The organism is Mycobacterium sp. DL99, assembly GCF_004762045.1.
In the GTDB taxonomy this organism is placed as follows: domain Bacteria; phylum Actinomycetota; class Actinomycetes; order Mycobacteriales; family Mycobacteriaceae; genus Mycobacterium.
In genome coordinates, this window is the sequence record NZ_SJOM01000007.1 from 525,783 (window position 1) to 543,693 (window position 17,911).

The 17,911-nt window shown below is 62.6% G+C and carries 17 protein-coding genes; 11 read left to right on the top strand and 6 right to left on the bottom strand.

The features are described from left to right. Window positions 1-70: 70 nt before the first annotated feature. Window positions 71-1,126, bottom strand: a complete 1,056-nt coding sequence (locus EYZ64_RS02665) for a 2-oxo acid dehydrogenase subunit E2 (RefSeq protein WP_135451738.1) — start codon at window positions 1,124-1,126, stop codon at window positions 71-73. Then, entirely contained in the window at window positions 1,123-3,474 is a 2,352-nt protein-coding gene (locus EYZ64_RS02670) for a thiamine pyrophosphate-binding protein (protein WP_135451739.1), read from the bottom strand. Before EYZ64_RS02670 ends, EYZ64_RS02665 begins: the two co-directional genes overlap by 4 nt. A 271-nt stretch (window positions 3,475-3,745) precedes the next feature. Here EYZ64_RS02670 and EYZ64_RS02675 point away from each other — a divergent pair, with 271 nt between their 5' ends. Further along, the gene (locus EYZ64_RS02675; RefSeq protein ID WP_167857682.1) at window positions 3,746-4,231 is read left to right on the top strand and encodes an Lrp/AsnC family transcriptional regulator; all 486 of its coding nucleotides are present in this window, start codon (window positions 3,746-3,748) and stop codon (window positions 4,229-4,231) included. Window positions 4,232-4,307: 76 nt separating this feature from the next. Here the strand turns inward: EYZ64_RS02675 and EYZ64_RS02680 are convergent, their stop codons facing one another. Beyond that, the gene (locus tag EYZ64_RS02680; RefSeq protein ID WP_135451741.1) at window positions 4,308-5,162 is read right to left on the bottom strand and encodes an alpha/beta hydrolase; all 855 of its coding nucleotides are present in this window, start codon (window positions 5,160-5,162) and stop codon (window positions 4,308-4,310) included. Window positions 5,163-5,257: 95 nt separating this feature from the next. On the opposite strand from EYZ64_RS02680, the gene EYZ64_RS02685 reads away from it, so the two are divergent. Next, window positions 5,258-5,827 (top strand): TetR/AcrR family transcriptional regulator, encoded by a 570-nt coding sequence (locus EYZ64_RS02685; RefSeq protein WP_135451742.1) that lies wholly within the window; start codon window positions 5,258-5,260, stop codon window positions 5,825-5,827. Between the two features lie 127 nt (window positions 5,828-5,954). On the opposite strand, the gene EYZ64_RS02690 is transcribed toward EYZ64_RS02685, so the two are convergent. Further along, complete coding sequence (locus tag EYZ64_RS02690) at window positions 5,955-6,986, bottom strand: AraC family transcriptional regulator (protein WP_135451743.1); 1,032 nt, start codon at window positions 6,984-6,986, stop codon at window positions 5,955-5,957. Window positions 6,987-7,075: 89 nt separating this feature from the next. Between EYZ64_RS02690 and EYZ64_RS02695 the strand changes: the two genes are divergently transcribed. The 6 genes from EYZ64_RS02695 to EYZ64_RS02720 all read left to right on the top strand — a co-directional run bounded on the left by EYZ64_RS02695 (window position 7,076) and on the right by EYZ64_RS02720 (window position 13,418). After that, window positions 7,076-8,533, top strand: coding sequence for an aldehyde dehydrogenase (locus tag EYZ64_RS02695; RefSeq protein ID WP_135451744.1), 1,458 nt, complete (start codon window positions 7,076-7,078; stop codon window positions 8,531-8,533). 149 nt (window positions 8,534-8,682) lie between these two features. Further along, window positions 8,683-10,161 carry a flavin-containing monooxygenase gene (locus EYZ64_RS02700; protein ID WP_135451745.1) on the top strand — a complete coding sequence of 493 codons (1,479 nt, stop codon included), beginning with the start codon at window positions 8,683-8,685 and terminating at the stop codon, window positions 10,159-10,161. Window positions 10,162-10,169: 8 nt separating this feature from the next. Then, entirely contained in the window at window positions 10,170-11,108 is a 939-nt protein-coding gene (locus tag EYZ64_RS02705) for an alpha/beta hydrolase fold domain-containing protein (RefSeq protein ID WP_135451746.1), read from the top strand. 7 nt (window positions 11,109-11,115) lie between these two features. Beyond that, window positions 11,116-11,985, top strand: coding sequence for an SDR family NAD(P)-dependent oxidoreductase (locus EYZ64_RS02710; protein WP_135451747.1), 870 nt, complete (start codon window positions 11,116-11,118; stop codon window positions 11,983-11,985). After that, the gene (locus EYZ64_RS02715) at window positions 11,982-13,094 is read left to right on the top strand and encodes an NDMA-dependent alcohol dehydrogenase (RefSeq protein ID WP_135451748.1); all 1,113 of its coding nucleotides are present in this window, start codon (window positions 11,982-11,984) and stop codon (window positions 13,092-13,094) included. Before EYZ64_RS02710 ends, EYZ64_RS02715 begins: the two co-directional genes overlap by 4 nt. Before the next feature lie 180 nt (window positions 13,095-13,274). Continuing rightward, window positions 13,275-13,418 carry a hypothetical protein gene (locus EYZ64_RS02720; RefSeq protein WP_286174578.1) on the top strand — a complete coding sequence of 48 codons (144 nt, stop codon included), beginning with the start codon at window positions 13,275-13,277 and terminating at the stop codon, window positions 13,416-13,418. 170 nt (window positions 13,419-13,588) lie between these two features. Here the strand turns inward: EYZ64_RS02720 and EYZ64_RS02725 are convergent, their stop codons facing one another. After that, window positions 13,589-14,065 (bottom strand): nuclear transport factor 2 family protein, encoded by a 477-nt coding sequence (locus EYZ64_RS02725; RefSeq protein WP_135451749.1) that lies wholly within the window; start codon window positions 14,063-14,065, stop codon window positions 13,589-13,591. A 133-nt stretch (window positions 14,066-14,198) separates the two neighbouring features. On the opposite strand from EYZ64_RS02725, the gene EYZ64_RS02730 reads away from it, so the two are divergent. Next, complete coding sequence (locus EYZ64_RS02730; RefSeq protein ID WP_135451750.1) at window positions 14,199-14,801, top strand: TetR/AcrR family transcriptional regulator; 603 nt, start codon at window positions 14,199-14,201, stop codon at window positions 14,799-14,801. An 864-nt stretch (window positions 14,802-15,665) separates the two neighbouring features. Here the strand turns inward: EYZ64_RS02730 and pyrE are convergent. Then, window positions 15,666-16,214, bottom strand: a complete 549-nt coding sequence (gene pyrE / locus EYZ64_RS02735; protein ID WP_286174579.1) for an orotate phosphoribosyltransferase — start codon at window positions 16,212-16,214, stop codon at window positions 15,666-15,668. Window positions 16,215-16,327: 113 nt separating this feature from the next. Here pyrE and EYZ64_RS02740 point away from each other — a divergent pair, with 113 nt between their 5' ends. Together EYZ64_RS02740 and EYZ64_RS02745 are read left to right on the top strand one after the other, a co-directional pair. Continuing rightward, window positions 16,328-16,873: a GrpB family protein gene (locus tag EYZ64_RS02740; protein ID WP_135451751.1), complete on the top strand. Its 546-nt coding sequence runs from the start codon at window positions 16,328-16,330 to the stop codon at window positions 16,871-16,873. A 306-nt stretch (window positions 16,874-17,179) separates the two neighbouring features. Continuing rightward, entirely contained in the window at window positions 17,180-17,899 is a 720-nt protein-coding gene (locus EYZ64_RS02745; protein WP_286175249.1) for an alpha/beta fold hydrolase, read from the top strand. The last annotated feature ends 12 nt before the right edge of the window (window positions 17,900-17,911 follow it).

A 17,911-nucleotide genomic window follows, 5' to 3' on the forward strand; every position in this document is an offset into this window, starting at 1 on the left:
TCAGTAAGCGTGTGCGAGTTGACGTTTGTAGGTCGTCGCGCTGGTCTCCTCGACTTTGGGGGTTCCTTGATCATCGAAGGTCCGCATCGTCGAAGCCGCGCTCCAAGCGATGGCGCACGGTGCCGAGATAGCGTGCGGCGTCGGCGCCGTCGATGATCCGATGGTCGTAGGACAGCGACAGATAGGCCATCGAACTGGTCTTCACCACGAGGTTGCCAAGCTCGTCGCGTCCAGGGACCAGTCGTTCGACCACTGTCCCGACACCCAGGATGGCCGATTGGGGTTGATTGATGATCGGGGTGTCGAACAGTGCGCCGCGGCTTCCGGTGTTGGTGATCGTGAAAGTTCCTCCCGACAGATCGTCAGGCCGTACCGTCCCCGACCGCACCGCCAGGGCCGATGCCGCGATGGCTGCTGCCAAGCCGGCCAACGTCATTGACTCGGCGTCGCGGATCACCGGCACCATCAGACCCTTGTCACTATCGACCGCAACACCTAGATGGACGGCACTGTGATAGGTGACCTCGGTGCAGTCGGCGTTCAATGAAGAGTTGATCACCGGGTGTGCCGCAAGGCCTTCCACAGCAGCGCCGACGACAAACGGCAGGTAGGACAGCTTCTGGCCGGTCCGGGCCTCGAATTCGGCTTTGTTGCGGTTGCGCACCAGCGCGACATTGGTCAGGTCGACTTCGACCACCGTCGTCAACTGCGCCGATGTCTGCAGTGATGTCAGCATGCGCTGAGCAATTGTGCGCCGGATCCGCGAGAGCTTCTCGACTCGCTCCGTTGCTGATTCAACCGGTTCCGGTTCCGGCTCGGCGACCTCTGGAACGCTCTCTGGCTCATTGGCCGTTTCCTCGGTGGGCGCTGTGTCGGCCGCGCTGATCACCGCGATGACCGCGCCGATCTCGACCACGGCGTCCTCCGGCTCGATGATCTGAGCCAGGATCCCGGCTGCGGGGGAGCAGACTTCGGTATCGACCTTGTCGGTCGCGACCTCGAGCAGGGGCTCGTCATGCTGGACTTCATCGCCTACTGCTTTGAGCCACCGGGTGATGGTGGCCTCGGTGACCGCCTCACCAAGGGCGGGTAGTTCCACGTTGGTAATGCTTGTGGCGGAAGTCATTTCATGCTCCGTTCGGCCAGGTCGAGTGCTGCGCTGACGATGCTGTCGGTGTCGATGCCGTGATACCGGTAGACATCGTCGAGCGAGCCGACCTGTCCGAATCGGCTCACTCCTAGAGCGGCTCCCGCCACATTGTTGATGCCGGTGAGAAACGCCAACGTGTGTGGGTGTCCGTCGAGCACGGTCACCATAGGGGCGGCTCGATCGGCCGGGAAGACCTGGTCGAGGATCCAGCTGGGGCTCTCGGAAAGCCCGCGGCGAGCTTGTAGTGCGTCGAACAGCAGGCCGGGGCTGGTCACGCAGATGACATCGGTATCGATTCCCTGGTCGGTGAGCCGATCAGCCGCCCGCAGGGATTCGGTGATCATCGCTCCCATTCCGACCACGGTGACCTGCGGTATGCCATCGGCTCGTCGCAGGATGTACGCACCGGCGACGACTTGTTTTCTCCGGCGTTCTCGGGCGGCGGCGTCGTCGGGAACCGATGCCAAAGTCTGGTCCACGGGCCGCGTGGAAAGTCGCACATACGACGACGAGCCATCCGGCCGACCCAACAGACCGATGCATGACAGCAACGTCCACTCGACATCGATGGCAAATGCCGGCTCGTAACTGATGCAACCAGGTTGCTCAAGGCCGATCGACGGTGTCTTGATGGACTGATGTGCGCCGCCCTCGGCCGCGAGTGACACACCCGAGGGGGTCCCAACCAGAATCGACTGTCCGCCTGCGTAAATGCCGTAGGACCACGGTTCCAAGGCACGTTCCACGAATGGGTCGTAGACCACACCGATCGGAAAGAGAGGTTCGCCCCACCGGCTCCACGTCGCACCGAGCTCACCGATCAGGCCGACAAGATTGGTCTCGGCGATACCGAGTTCCATGTGCTGTCCGGTCGGTCTCTCCCGCCAGTGCATGATCGTCTCGGGGTCGTCGTCGAACCAGTTCCGACGTTCGTTGGGGGACCACACGCCAACCTTGTTGAGCCAACCGGCCAGGTTGGTCGTTGAGCTGACGTCGGGGCTCACGGTCACCACACGCTTGGCCGCGTCCGGAGCTTGACGGCTCAGGTCGAGTAGAACCCGGCCCAGAGCCGCCTGGGTAGACGATGTGCCCGAAGGGGTGCGACCAGTGTCAACGGGCACGGCGGGCGGAGTCGACAGTGTCACCGGCTCGCGCTGCAGCCTCTCGGCAGTCGTGGCGCAGAGCGCTCCGGGCGCACCATCGGTGGCGAAGCGCTGCCAAGGACTGGTCGGGTCCATACCGAGTTCCGTGGCGAACTGCTCGTACTGCTCGACGGTGAGTAGTGACGAATGATTCTGGGGATGGCCCTGGGTGGGCAGTCGGTGACCCTTGATGGTGTAGGCGATGATCACCGTCGGACGGGTGTCATCGATTTGGGCGTAGGCGGCGCGCAGTGCGCCGAGGTCGTGGCCGCCCAGATTGCGGATCGCGGCCAGCAACGTGTTCTCATCCAGGTCGCGGATCAGCGTCGAGATCTGGTCGGCACCTATTCCGTTGCCGGGCAGCCTCTCCCGTAGCTCTTCGGCTGAGCAGCGCAGCAGACGCTGGTACTCGGGGTTGGGCATCTCGAGGATGCGGGTACGCAGCGCCGCCCCACCGCTGTGGTCGAACAATGACTCAAGCTGGGCGCCGAACTTCACATTGATCACTTGCCATCCGGCGGCCGAGAACATTGCCTCCAGCCGTCCGGCCGCGATGTTCGGCACGACGCGGTCGAGTGATTGGCGGTTGAGGTCGACGATCCAGACGATCTCGCCGAGCTCGGCGACGGAGTTGTCCAGGATGGCTTCCCAGACCGCCCCCTCGTCGAGTTCGGCGTCGCCCACCAGCGAGTACTGGCGACCTTTTCCCGCGGCGCCGATCTGCATGTCGACGTAGCGGCGGGCGATCGTGCCCCATATCGGCGCAGTCGCCCCAATCCCCACCGATCCTGTCGAATAATCAACGGGATCAGGGTCTTTCGATCGGCTCGGGTAGGACTGGAGACCACCGAACTCGCGCAGAGTAGTCAGGTACTTCTGATCGAGTTCGCCCAGCAGATAATTGATGCTGTGCAGCACGGGCGAGGCGTGCGGCTTCACCGACACCCGGTCGCCTGGTTGAAGCTGTTCGAACCACAGCGACGTCATGATCGAGGTCATGGAGGCGCACGACGCCTGATGGCCTCCCACCTTCAGGCCGGTCAGGTTGGGCCGAACACGGTTGGCGTGGTGGATGATCGACGTCGATAGCCACAACACGCGATCCTCGATTTCGCGGAGGGTGGCGTCTGCTGACGTGTCGGCGACACGAGGCCGTGCATCGACTGATTGCGAGCGGTCCATCAGTGGTTTCCTTGCATGCGAGTTCCAGATTGTGGGGCGACCGGCCTTCGCCGTGCTCAGGTCGTGAACACGGCGACGACGCGTCGCAGCACGCCTGCTCGTGTGAGAGCGCGGGCGCTACCGACCGCGGTGACACGGTCGTCGGAGCTCCGTAGGGGTGCAGAACTCGCTGTCAAGTCGAGCATCGAACTACACTTTGGACAAGTTCAAGTGGATCGACTGAGCATTTTGCTGCTGTCGATGTTCGGGCATTCAGTTGGAGGTTGTCATTTTGACTACGCAAACCAGAGTCGACGCTTTGGATGCTCGGATCCTCAAGGCTCTCAACGATGACCCTCGGGCCACCGTGATCGCATTGGCCGACAAGACCCGGCTCTCGCGCAACACTGTCCAGGCACGCATCAACAAGTTGGAACGACTGGGCGTCCTGCGCTCGTTCGAGAGACGCATCGATCCCGCCACACTCGGTTACCCGTTGACGGCGTTCATCCTGACGCGCGTCACACAGCGCAAGCTCGCCGCCATCGCCCGAGCGCTGGAGCAGGTTCCCGAAGTCGTCGAAGTGCAGGGACTCGGCGGTGCTACCGATCTGTTGATTCACGTGGTCGCCCGTGAGGCGGACGATCTCTACCGGGTGGCCGGCCGAATACTCGATATCGACGGTGTCGAGCAGACCAATACCTCGCTGGTCATGCGCAAGCTCGTTGACTTCAGGCTGACGCCGCTTCTGGAGAAGCTGGTTGCGGAAGCGAAATGATCGCGTTGCCTCGCTTCGGTGGTTGCTCAGTTGCGGCCCGTGGCAGCGGTTTTTGCGTCCGGCGAGGCGCGTTGCGTTACATGGGGCGGCATGTCCTGAGGTAGCTGAGGAACGATGCCTGCAGGCCAGTAACGTGCGTTTCGTGCAGGATCTCGCTGGTGACCGCTTCGCTGCGTGAAGTGAGGCGGTGAAGCACAGTGGCAGTGTTCTTCGCGAGGCTTTGGTAGACGGCCAGGTCTCCGAGAAGCTCTCGGTCGTTGAAGGTCACGTGTAGCTTGGCGGCACGCTGGCTGTCGCCCAGCTCTTGGAGCTGGGCGAAGACCTGACTGTCTTCCGCGATGACGCCGGGGCTGCCCGCTCCGATGCTCTCAAAGAGCGTGCTGCCGGTGAGCCAGGCGTAGAGAGTGAAGAGTCCGCCGTAGGAGTAGCCGAAAAGGCCGTGACCGCTCGCGGCTGTGCCGTAGTCGCGTTCGATCCGCGGGTGCAGTTCCGCGGTAAGGAAATTCAGGAACACATCGGCGTGGGTGTCGCGCAATTCGGCGAGGTAGGCGTCTGCTTCCTCTCGTGTCCTCATGCCCGCTTGCAATCCCATCTCCACGGCATCGATGAGCTCCTTGGCGATGGGCTCGCCGGGTGGCACGAAGTCTCTGTTGCGCAGCCGATCCCAGTCCTGTGCTTCCTCGCCTGCATACCCGACGCTGACTTGGATGTAGGGCTGGATCCGTTGCATGGGGTCCATCTGGGTCACGATGAGCGGAGCCGTCAGGCCCACGGCAAAGTTGCCGTCGAGCACATACACGACAGGCGCCGGCGTCGTGGCGGGGTCGTAGCCGGGTGGCGTGGTGACCCAGACGCCGTAGTCATGCCCACCGCTGGAACGAATCTCGAGATAGTCGGTGTCGGCGAGACAGCCTTGCCACATGGCGCTCATCAAAGGTCCTTCACAACTCGGCCGGCTTCGCAGCACGACGCCCTCGGCGGATCTTATCCATTGGATAATTGTTATCCAATGGATAAACTGTGTGAGTGATCCTGTCAACCGCGGAACGCAAAGGCGACGCACGCGAGCGTCTCCTGGCTCGGCTTCTCGACGCCTTCGAGGAGGCACTTCCCTCACCGGGGATGTCGCTGCGTGAGGTCGCCGCCCGGGCCGAGACCAGTCACGCCCTCCTGCGGTACCACTTCGGGTCACTGTCGGGTGTCTTGGCGGCGATGCTCAAGGTGCAGCGATCTCGTGACAACGAGGTGTTTTTCAAGACGGCCCAGCTGGGCACCTTTGACGACCTCGTCGTGGCGATCTGGCGCGCCTACACCCATCCGGAGCAGTTGTCGCGTGTCCGCGGTTTCTTTCACGTCGTTGGACTCGCCGCGTATAGCCCAGGGGACTTTCGTGAGTTCATCGACTCGCTCGACGACCTGACCACGATGCTGGCCTCGCTCGCGGAACGCGAAGGACACGACACCGAGGAAGCGGTGAGCATGGCCACCGTCGCCGTTGCCGCGATTCGTGGCCTTCTCTTGGAGGCAGTTCTGACTCCAGCAGTCCACTCCGAGGACACGGTCGCCTTGATCCTGCGCATGAGCAAGGGCCGATGAGCTCCACCCACACGTCAGGGGCCTTCAGCAAGAAGCCGCCATGGCCACCACTCCAGTCCCTCGAAGAAGCGTCTACAGGCACGTGTGCTCACAGAAGCCTCTCCCCGACAATCTGACCGAGCCCGTGTCAATCGGACTGCGCGGACCGGAAGTGAGTGGTGACGTCTGCTCGGTACTGCCTGGGTGTCATACCGAACCAACGCCGGCACGAGCGATTCAGCACGCTCTGTTCGGCGTAGCCGAGCAGACCCGCGACCTGGCTGAAGGGCAACTCCGGTTCGGCAAGGTACACCGCGGCGAGTGTGCGACGTTGAATGTCGATCAGGTCCTGACACCGCACCCCCTCGTCGGCCAAGCGCCGCTGCAACGACCGGGGATGCATCGCTAGTTGGCCTGCGACGGTGTCGACGCTGCACTGGCCGGTGGGCAGCAGCCGGCGGACCAGCTCAACCACCCGCTCCGATAGCGCGGTACTGCGCGGAAGATAGGTGGAATCAAGGTATTTCGCCGCGATTCGTCTGGTCTCGGGATCCGCGCTCTCGATCTGTCGGTCGGCCAATGATCGCGTCATCTCGAACCCGCACCAGGTCTGCTGGAAGTGGACGGGACAATTGAGGGCCTGTTGATAGGCGGTGTCGGGGCCTTGTTGAGGATGCATGAAGCAGACGGCGCTGGCCTGCGCGTCCGGGCCGCCCAGCATGCGAATGATCCGAGCGACGATCGCCATGCTGAGCTCGTAGCCCTGAATCGGATTCCCGAGGCCAGGTTCGGACACCTCGTAGGTGAAGCTGAGATCGGATTGCGGGCCTTCCGATGCGATTGTCAGCTTCAATGCGGGGGAGTGGACGTAGAGGTAGCGTCCGATCATCTCCAACCCGCTGAGCATCGTCTGCGCGTTGCGCGCGATCACCGCGACTGGTCCGAATATCTCCAATCCCTGCCAGCGGGAGAGGCGCAATCCGAAGTCCGGGCACTGTAGATCCTCGGCGCTGGCCTCCAACATGCGCGCGTAGGCGTCGACGGAGATGAACGCGTCCTCCTCGTTCTCGATGCCTCGCGGAATGTGGAAGCGCGTCGTGAACAGTTCCGGATCTCCGCCGAGCTGCTGCACCAGCTCGCCGTAGCCCCACAGGGTGGTTGCCCGGATCATGTGGCCCATCGGCCGAGTCCCTCCGTGTCGGGAAATGCCAAAAGTATGTCGGAGATCGTCAAGACTCGCGGCTATTCCGGCAACCATCGTGGTGCCGTATGACAGTCAGGCACGATGCACTCTTCATCGACGGCCGGTGGGTACAGCCGTCGAGTTCGGCGCGCACCACGGCGCTCAACGCGACGACGGAGGACGTCCTCGGCACGTCACCAGAAGCCGGAGTGACCGACGTGGATCACGCGGTGGCGGCGGCCCGTCGAGCTGTGAGCGACTCTGCGTGGTCGACGATGTCCCCGGCGGACCGGGCTGCGGCGATGCACCGTTTCGCAGACGAACTGGAAAAGCGCACAAGCGAGTTGACGCGCACAGTGAGTCAGGAGAACGGGATGCCAATCGGTCTCAGTGAGGCATTCGAGGGCAGCTTCGCGATCGGGCTACTTCGGTACTACGCCGATCTGGCCGTGAACATGTCGGACGAGGAGGTGCGGCCGTCACAGGCGGGCCTGGAGACGGTGGTGCGGCGCTCGCCCGTGGGAGTCGTCGCGGCCATCGTGCCGTGGAACTATCCGGTTGTACTTGCGATGAGCAAGATTGCTCCGGCTCTCGCGGCAGGATGCGCCGTCGTGGTCAAACCATCACCACCGGCAACCGTGCTGGACAGTTACATTTTGGCTGAAGCCGTCGAGGCGGCAGCACTTCCACCTGGAGTCATCAACTGGGTGCCGGGTGGCCCCGACATCGGCGCGTATCTCGTCGCCCACCGAGATGTGGACAAGGTCGCCTTCACGGGGTCCACGTCGGCGGGACGCGCCATCGCAACGGCTTGTGCGGGTCTCCTACGCCCTGTGACCCTGGAACTCGGCGGTAAGTCCGCGGCGATACTGCTCGATGATGTCGAACTCGACGACATCATGCCCAACCTCCAGTTCATCGCCTTCATGAACAACGGGCAGACCTGCGTCACCTGCAGCCGGATCCTTGTGCCCGCATCGCGATACGGCGAGGTGGTTGACGCGCTGGCGGCTCGGGTGTCGGCGTTGCACGTAGGTGACCCACTGGATCGCAGCACGGACATCGGTCCGATGGCCACGGCCGCCCATCGCGAACGTGTCGAGAGCTTCATCGAAAAGGGCAGGGGCGAGGCACGATTGGTGGTGGGCGGCGGTCGTCCGGACGGACCGAGCAAGGGCTGGTTCATCGAACCGACGTTGTTCGCCTGCGAGAGCAATGACGTCACCATCGCGCAGGAGGAGATCTTCGGCCCCGTGCTGGCGGTAATCCCCTATCGCGACGAAGCGGACGCGGTGCGAATCGCCAACGACACCGCCTACGGACTGGGCGGCACGGTCTTCAGTGCGGACACCGAGCGCGCGAAAGACGTCGCGCGCCGAGTGCATACGGGGACCATCGGAATCAACGGGTACCCGCTTGCCATCGGTTCGCCGTTCGGTGGTGTCAAGGACAGCGGCATCGGCCGTGAGTTCGGGCCCGAGGCCCTGGACAGCTACCTGGAACTCAAATCGATGTACATCGCTGCACCCACCGAATCTGGCTGACTCAGTAGGTTTTCACGCCGTCGTCACGGTGGCGGCATGTCGGGAAATGTCAAAAACCTGTCGCAGGCAATCAATACGGACCATGGGTCCGGCAAGCATCCTGAACACATCGGCCAAAGTCGTTTGCGGCCACGAACTGTGGAGATTCCATGAACTCACAACACTTCGATGTCTTGATCATCGGCGCCGGCCTGTCCGGTATCGGTGCGGCCTGTCACCTGATGGAGGAGGTTCCGAACCGGTCTATTGCGGTGCTGGAGCGGCGTGACCGGATGGGCGGCACCTGGGACCTGTTCCGCTATCCCGGAGTTCGGTCGGATTCCGATATGTACACCTTCGGGTACAAGTTCCGCCCGTGGCGGGACGTGAAAGTGCTCGCCGACGGAGCATCGATCCGGCAGTACCTCGTGGACACCGCGGCCGAGTTCGGTGTCGATGAGAAGATCCACTATGGGCTGAAGGTCGTCAAGGCGGATTGGTCCACCTCCCAAGGTCTCTGGACCGTCACGACGGTGCATGAGGCAACTGGTGAGACACGCACCTACAGCTGCAATTACCTCATCAACTGCACCGGGTACTACAGCTACGACGCGGGTCACCTGCCAGACTTCCCGGGCATCGACCGGTTTGAGGGTCGGTGCGTGCACCCCCAGTTCTGGCCCGAGGATCTGGACTATTCCGGCCGGCGGGTCGTCGTGATCGGCAGCGGTGCAACGGCTATCACTCTCATTCCAGCCATGGCCGGTGATGCCGGGCATGTGACAATGCTGCAGCGTTCACCGTCCTACGTCATCTCGCTGCCCGCGGTGGACAAGATCTCCCAGACTCTGGGCCGATTCCTCCCGGACGGGTGGGTGTACGCCTTCGGGAGAAAGCGCAACATCGCCCTGCAACGCGGGGTGTACCGGGCGTGCCGGCGGTGGCCTCAGTTGATGCGCAGACTTCTGCTGTGGGACGTGCGACGCCGCGTCGGACCGTCGGTCAGCATGAGCAACTTCACGCCGAGATATCTTCCGTGGGACGAGCGACTTTGTATCGTGCCGAACGGCGACCTGTTCAAAGCGCTGTCCTCGGGCGAGGCATCGGTGGTGACCGACCAGATCGACACGTTCACCGAGCGCGGCATCCTGCTGGCGTCGGGGCGCGAGCTTGCCGCCGACGTCATCGTCACGGCGACTGGACTGAACATTCAGATGCTGGGTGGGATGACACTCTCCGTGGACGGCGAGGAACGCAACCTACACGACCAGATGATGTACAAGGGCGTGTTGGTGGAGAACATGCCCAATCTGGCGATGATCTTCGGCTACACCAACGCATCATGGACCTTGAAGTCCGATATCGCGTCTGCCTACCTGTGTCGTCTGCTCAAGCACATGGACGCGAACGGCTACGCGGTCGCGACTCCGCTTGACGATCGGGATTGCGGGCTGGACAGCGGAATCATGGATCAGATGCAATCCGGCTATGTCAGGCGCGCGGGCGACGTCCTGCCGCGTCAGGGTGCCGAGCATCCGTGGCGTGTCCTGATGCAATACGAGTACGACGCCAAAATGTTGGTCGAAGACCCGGTTGAGGACCGTGCGCTGCAACTCCGCAGGCCTGTCGCGGATCCGGCAGTGGTCTGAGGGCTCACGTGACACTGCGTAAGAATGCGGTTCGCTTCGTCCTGCGCTGCGCGCGCCCGCTGTTCGGCAGCCGCCTCCTCGGCGTGGGTGGACGGCGCTTGATGCTGGCGACAGTCACGGCTGCGGTGCGAGACCCCAAGGACATCCGCTACCAGCGAGCAACAATCGCCGGCGTTCCCGTCGAGCTGGTGCAACCGGCGAACCGCGCAACCCATGGCACGTTGATCTACCTGCACGGCGGTGGGTATGCCCTCGGCAGCGCGAAGGGCTATAGAGCGCTAGCCGGGCACCTCGCCGCGGCGGCCGGGTTGAACGCTCTGGTTCCGGACTACACGCGGGTGCCGGGGGCGCAGTATCCCGTTGCACTCAACGAGATGGTCGCGGTCTACTCCCAGCTGATCGCGGACGGGCTCGACCCGAGAACCACCGTGATCGCAGGCGATTCGGCCGGCGGGGGCCTCGCCCTCGCGCTCGCGATGGAACTGCGCGACCGTGGAATACCGGGTCCGGCCGCACTCGGCCTGATCTGCCCCTGGGCCGATCTCGCCGTCGACATGGAGTGCAGGCGGCCGATGGCGCGCGACCCCCTGATCCTGCCGTCGATGTGCGCCGAGTGGGCACCGCACTACGTGGGGGCCTTCGACCCCCGACTGCCGGGCATATCTCCGGCGTACGGGGACATGGGCGGACTGCCCCCGATCGTCATGCAGTCCGCGGGTGACGATCCGATCCACGTCGACGCCGACAAGATCGAAACCGCCTGTGCTGCAACTGCATCAGTGAGTCTCGATCATCGACGGTTCGACAATCTCTGGCATGACTTCCAACTCCAGGTCAGTGTTCTTCCCGAGGCGCGGGACGCGATCACCCAACTCGCGGCGAAACTGCGCAGCCACGTGCCGGTTGCCACCGAGCTCTCGTCGAATCACCCACCACCGAAAGGCTGAACCCGAGATGAACTCATTTGATGGAAAAGTCGCTGTCATCACCGGTGCTGGTTCCGGCATCGGCCGAGCATTGGCACTCAACCTGGCCGGCAGAGGCGCACGACTTGCACTGTCTGATCTTGACGCCGAAGGGCTCGCCGAGACGGTGCGGCAGGTGCGGCAGCGCGGCGCGCAGGTGAAGTCCGACCGGCTCGATGTCACCGAACGAGAGGCCGTACTCGCCTATGCCGAGGATGTCGTTGCACACTTCGGCGCAGTCAACCAGATCTACAACAACGCCGGCATTGTGCACAACGGCAGTGTGGACAAGACCGAGTTCAAGGACATGGAGCGGGTCATCGACGTCGACTTCTGGGGCGTCGTCAACGGAACCAAAGCCTTTCTGCCACACGTGATCGCATCTGGCGACGGGCACATCGTCAACGTTTCGAGCCTGTTCGGCCTGATCGCGGTTCCCGGTCAGAGTGCGTACAACGCCGCCAAGTTCGCGGTGCGGGGATTCACCGAGGCGCTTCGCCAGGAGATGCTCATCGCCAAACATCCGGTCAAGGTGACCTGTGTGCATCCCGGGGGGATCAAGACCGCGGTGTGCCGCAACGGAACTGTCGCCGAGGGCGAGGATCAACAGACCTTCGCCGAATTCTTCGACACTCGGCTGGCGTGGCACTCACCGGAGATGGCCGCGAGGACGATCGTCGACGGCGTCGCCAAGGGGCACGCCCGGGTCGTGATCGGGTGGGAGGCGAAGGCCCTTGACGTACTCGCCCGAATCCTGGGCTCCTCGTATCAGCGGGTGGTCGCCGCCGGTGTGTCGACCTTCTTCCCGTGGGCCAAGCAACCCGTTGAGATTCGCGCCGTGAAAGGGGCACCGCAATGAAAACCACTGCTGCTGTTCTGATTGAGGCGGGCAGGCCCTTCGAGCTGATGGAACTCGATCTTGACGGCCCGGGACCGGGCGAGGTCCTGATCAAATACACCGCCGCCGGTCTGTGCCACTCGGATCTGCATCTCACCGACGGCGACCTGCCGCCGCGGTATCCGATCGTGGGCGGACACGAGGGATCTGGTGTGATCGAGGACGTGGGCCCCGGCGTGACCAAGGTCAAACCCGGCGACCACGTGGTGTGCAGTTTCATACCGAGCTGCGGTACCTGTCGATACTGCTCAACCGGCAGACAGAGCCTGTGCGATATGGGGGCGACGATCCTTGACGGCTGCATGCCAGATGGCAGTTTCCGGCTCCACTCCAACGGAGTCGATTTCGGTGCCGTCTGCATGCTTGGCACGTTCTCCGAGCGGGCCACGATATCGCAGCACTCGGTCGTCAAGATTGACGACTGGCTGCCACTGGAGACCGCCGTGCTGGTGGGCTGCGGGGTACCGTCGGGCTGGGGCACCGCAGTCAACGCAGGCAACCTGCGGGTGGGGGACACCGCCGTGATCTACGGCGCTGGCGGTCTCGGTATCAACGCGATCCAGGGCGCGCTCAGCGCTGGCTGCAAGTACGTCGTCGTCGTGGACCCAGTGGCGTTCAAGCGCGAGACCGCTCTGAAATTCGGCGCCACCCACGCCTTTGCCGATGCCGCGGGCGCGGCGGCCAAGGTCAGTGAACTCACCTGGGGGCAGGGCGCCGACGCGGCGCTGGTCCTGGTGAGCACGGTGGACGAAGAAGTCGTCTCAGCGGCGACGGCCGTGATCGGCAAGGGCGGCACGGTCGTCATCACCGGTCTGGCCGACCCGACGAAGCTCACCGTGCGCGTCTCGGGACTCGACCTCACGTTGAACGAGAAGACCATCAGAGGGTCGCTTTTCGGCTCCTGCAACCCGCAGTACGACATCGTGCGCCTGCTGCGACTCTATGACGCGGGCCAGTTGAAACTGGACGAGTTGGTGACCCGCACGTACACGCTCGAGGAAGTGAACCAGGGCTACCAAGACCTGCGCGACGGAAAGAACATCCGCGGCGTGATCGTCCACCAGAGCTGATTGATCAGGATTCAGTGGGGATTTCACCGGCTGAGGGGTCCGATCGTGATGAGACGATTGAACGGTATCGACGCATTGATGCTGTACCTCGACAGCGGGAGCCCGTACACGGCTGGCCTGCGTGGATGTTTTTTGGGGGTATCCGCAGCGTCCACCGAATGAGCACGACGTCATCCTCGAATGGAGGACAATCTGACCGCCGAGGGCCCCACGGCGCGGGCAAAGAGCCCGACCTATGTCGAGTGGATGTCAGCCAGCAACGCCGTCGGGGTCTGGTCGGAGAACAGCCTCGATCGAACCGTGGTCGTTGCGGTTCTGGGCTAACGCCTCACTAACCGTTACCCGTTCACAACGCCCGGACCGAACATGTGCAGTAGTGCGGTGAGGCACACGGCAGTTCAGTCCAAAACTTGATGTGGCCGACGATGCGGTCATCGAAACAGAGGAGGATGCCCGTCCGTTGGCCTGGCACAAGGACTTTGGGTAGTGTGGAGTCACAGTGCAAGGTCTGACAGGCTCGGGTGATCGGCCGGTCGTGGCCCACTGCGATCCCAGAAGAACTTTCGGTCGCCGTCCTCGATTTGCAGATCGTTGATGCTGGCGTGACGGTGGGTCATTAGACCGGACTCGTTGAACAGCCAGTTCTCGTTGCCGTAGGCGCGAAACCACTGCCCGGCCTCGTCGTGGTACTCATAGGCGAAGCGCACCGCGATGCGATTGTCGCTGTGCGCCCACAACTCCTTGATGAGACGGTAGTCGTCCTCGCGCTGCCACTTGCGGGTCAGGAACTCCACGATTCTCTCGCGGCCCGTCAGAAACTCCGAACGATTACGCCATCGGCTGTCGACCGAATAACCCAGTGACACTATGTGCGGATCGCAGGTGTTCCATGCATCTTCGGCCAGACGCACTTTCAGTGCGGCCGATTCGTCGGTGAACGGTGGAACGGGCGGCCTGGCTGTAGTGGTCATTGTCGTCTCGCTTTCTGGGGAGCTGTGCCGTTATGTAGACAACTCGGTCTACATAGGGCCACGGTAGACTATGTAGACAGGTTTGTCTACATAGAACCTTGGCCAAGTGGACCGACCTGTCTACACTGAAGGTGTGAGCATCTCGGATACCCTCGATCCCCAGATTCACGTGCAATCCTTACCTGCCCGCGAGCGGATACTGGCAACCGCCTACCGGTTGTTTTACCGTGACGGAATCCGGGCGACCGGCATCGACAAAGTGATCGCGGAAGCGGGGGTCACGAAAGTGACCTTCTACCGTCACTTCGCGAGTAAAGACGCGCTCATCATCGAGTTCCTCGATCTTCGACATCGACGCTGGATGACGTGGTTTGTTGACGCACTCGACCGTCACGCCACGTCGGGCAAGCGCGGGCACTCAGCCGTCGTCTCCGCCGTACAGGAGTGGCTAACGGCCGATACCTTCCGCGGTTGCGCGTTCATCAACAGTGTGAACGAACTCGGCGCAGAACTTCCCGAGATCCACGCCATCGCCACGCGCCATAAAGCTGACATGGTCGCTGCGATCAAGGCGACACTTCCGCCAGGCGGCAACCGCACGCGCACAGCGCACGCGCTCGGCATTGCCGTAGATGGGGCTGTCGTACGAGCCCAATGCGAACGAAACGCCGCATCGGCAGTGAAAGCGCTGGCAACGATCGTTTCTGGACTCGTCCCCGCTGAAAGCGCGAAGTAGCGTGCCCGGTCGAGGTGGCCGCGGGTAGCCCCGTTGGGGCGGCCGCATCGATAGCGGTGCGGCACCGTGATGTCGGGGTTCGCATGTACTCGCGGACGTACCGGCGGCCACACCCGCTCTTAGGGGCAGACGATAGACGGCCGTCGAGGAAAAGCATGCCTACGAACTCTTCATGCAGCGAGGGCTCTAACGGTGGTGTCGGCTCGCCGTTGGATTCAGCGTTGGTCACGCTTGTGACGGCTCAATGTTCCTCAGCGCCTGGGGAAAACTTCGGTTTCGGCTCATTCAGTCGAGGGCAGGAGCGCGTCGACCGTCGCGGTAAACGCGTCGTTGACGCGGTCATGGTCGCCAGTCGCAATAAGGCCGAGACGCTTAACGCCCAGCCGCGCACACGCAAACGCCAAACAGTCCGGCAGGGGATGGGTGGTGTCGGCCCTGACCAACACTCAATCGCCAGCTACGCCACTGGTGTCGAACGAGACCGACATGCGGTGTCGGGCGAGATAGACAGAATCAGGATGGCAAAACGGCATCCGCCAAGACCGTGACAACTCCGGAATACGTGTAGGTCGGTACGACTGAATTCCGCCATTGAGATGGCAACCAACATGAACTAACTAATGGTGTCGGTTGCCAATCTCCTTGTCGAATTCGACATTTGGGGTGGCGGTGGTGCAGGCAAGCTGTCACCCCGCCTTTGGCAGGGTGTGCGCTCTTTCGAGGAATGCGAGTTCCTCTAGCGTATCGGCAGGCAGTACGCGGCCAATACGGTCAAGAATGACCACCGACGGAGTGAGTATCGACTCCAGCATTGCACGCCCAATTTGATGGGTGCTACGGATAATTTCTTCAAATACTTTTGAGTTACTCGATTGCGGTTGGTCGGGCGGTGTCGAGGTCGGCTTTCGTCAAGACAGCTCGAACGGTCAGTGCGACGTCGTGCAGGACAGTGGTGGGATCGGCACTTCGGTTGATCGCGCAGATGACGGTCGAGACGGTGCCGTGTTCGCTGCGTAGGGCCTGGGCTGCGTCGCGGACGGCGCCGCCGGTGGTGATGACGTCCTCTATGAGGGTGATGGTTTTTCCGGTGATGTCGGCACCTTCGGCGCGCTTGCAGGTGCCGTAGGTCTTGGCGGTCTTTCGGACGAATAGTGTTGGTATTCCGGTTAGTTGGCTCATGACGGTGGCCAGTGGGACTCCGCCGAGTTCCAGGCCACCGAGCAGGTCGGTGTCGGCGGGAATAAGTGGAACCATGGCTTCGCACACGCGTCGTAGTAATTGCGGGTCTGACTCGAACAAGTATTTGTCGAAGTACTCGTGAGAGAGTTGGCCCGAGCGAAGCTGAAACTGTCCTTGGAGTCGGCAGGCGTGGTTCACATCGGTGGCGAGTAGTTCGCGGTCCATGTTGTTCATCGTGGCACCAGTAATCACGGGGAACCCGCGAGAACGGGTAAGCAAGTATTGGGGTGCCGTATGGGAGTCGGTGCCTGTTTCGAGCGGTGCCCCCCCGATCAGAGGAGAAGGATTTGTCGGCCACTGCGAACGGTCCGCCGGCTTGGGCTAGCGAACCGGTCTGTCTCGCCGATGCCGATCCTGCTTGGGCACTGCGGGGAGAGCAGGAACGCGACCAACTGGTAGCGCTATTGGCGCCATGGCTGATCGGCCGTGTTGAGCATGTCGGTTCCACGTCGATACCCGGTCTCGCTGCCAAACCAATCATTGACTTGCAAGCGCTTGTAGCTGACCTCGCGGATCCGGATCCGCTGGTCGCAGTGCTGCAACCGCATGGCTGGCATTACGTGGATCCCGACGTAGACCGGCGCCCCTGGCGAGGTTTCTTCGTCAAAGTCGTCGAGGGGAGGCGCAGTGCCCACCTGCACGTCATGACGCCCGACTGTCCGCGCTGGCACCAGCAGCTCATCTTTCGCGACGCGCTACGCGCAAACCCTTTCCTGGTCGCGGAGTACGCCGCGCTGAAACGGGCTCTCGCATCCGAATATTCCGATGATCGCGAGGCCTACTCGGCCGCCAAAGCAGATTTCGTCGCATCAGTCCTCAGATACTCTTCGTAGCTCGATCACAGCTGTACGTGACGGGTGAGGCGCGTGTGGGACTGTTGCCTACGTGAGATTTGGGGTTGGATTTCCACATGCGGGCCGGGGATATCTGTAGCGGCGTCGCCGCAGTTGGCGGGAGGGGCTGCGTTGTTGGGCCGGGCTGACTGTGGATTCAGGAGCGCAGATGCCCGACTACGCTATCTGGAGTTGTATGAGGAGCTGCGGACTTTGAGTCCGTCGGCGGATGTCATACACGATGTTCCAACGGAGTTCGGTGCCGTCCGGGTCTATCAACATGGCCGGGCCGGTGGGGTGCCGATCGTGCTATTGCACGGCTTCTTTCTGACTTCGGCTATGTGGGCGAACCAAGTAGCTGATTTGACAAGCGATTTCACCGTTTACGCGATCGACATGCCGGGTCAGCCTGGTGCGAGTGCGCAGTCGAGATCGATGCGTACCCCGGCTGACTGCGCACGCTGCATAGACGCGGTTCTTGGTGGACTAGGTCTACAGGATGTGCATTTGGTCGGGCACTCATACGGGGGCTGGCTCGCTACCCATACAGCTGCACGCTTCCCCCATCGGTTGGCGACGATGACATTGGTTGACCCGGCCAGCACCGTGGCCCGTATCTCGGCAAGGTTCTGGATGAGCCTCGTGATCGCGATTTCACGGCCGCGGTCGGCGCGAGCGGAACGCGCTGCGGCGTGGGTGACGGGTGATCCCGAGCCTGGCAGCTTTGTCGACCAGCTCGCCAGGTTGTTTCTCGCTGGATTCGCCGCCTTCGCGCCACCCCTGGGCACGCCACCGCCGCTGTTCGTGAGTGGCCGTGTCCTGCGTTCAGTCAGTCTGCCGGTGCAAGTTCTCTTGGCAGGCAACACAGTTCACGATTCGACAAAAGGGCTCCGACGAATGCTCGCGGTGGCGCCTGACTGGCACTATCAGCTGTGGCCCGACACCTCGCATGCCCTACCAGCGGAGCTTCCTGACGAGGTCAATGCCAGTATCCGCCGGTTTGTGATCGACCGCCGTAGTGCCTGACGGGGCAGACGG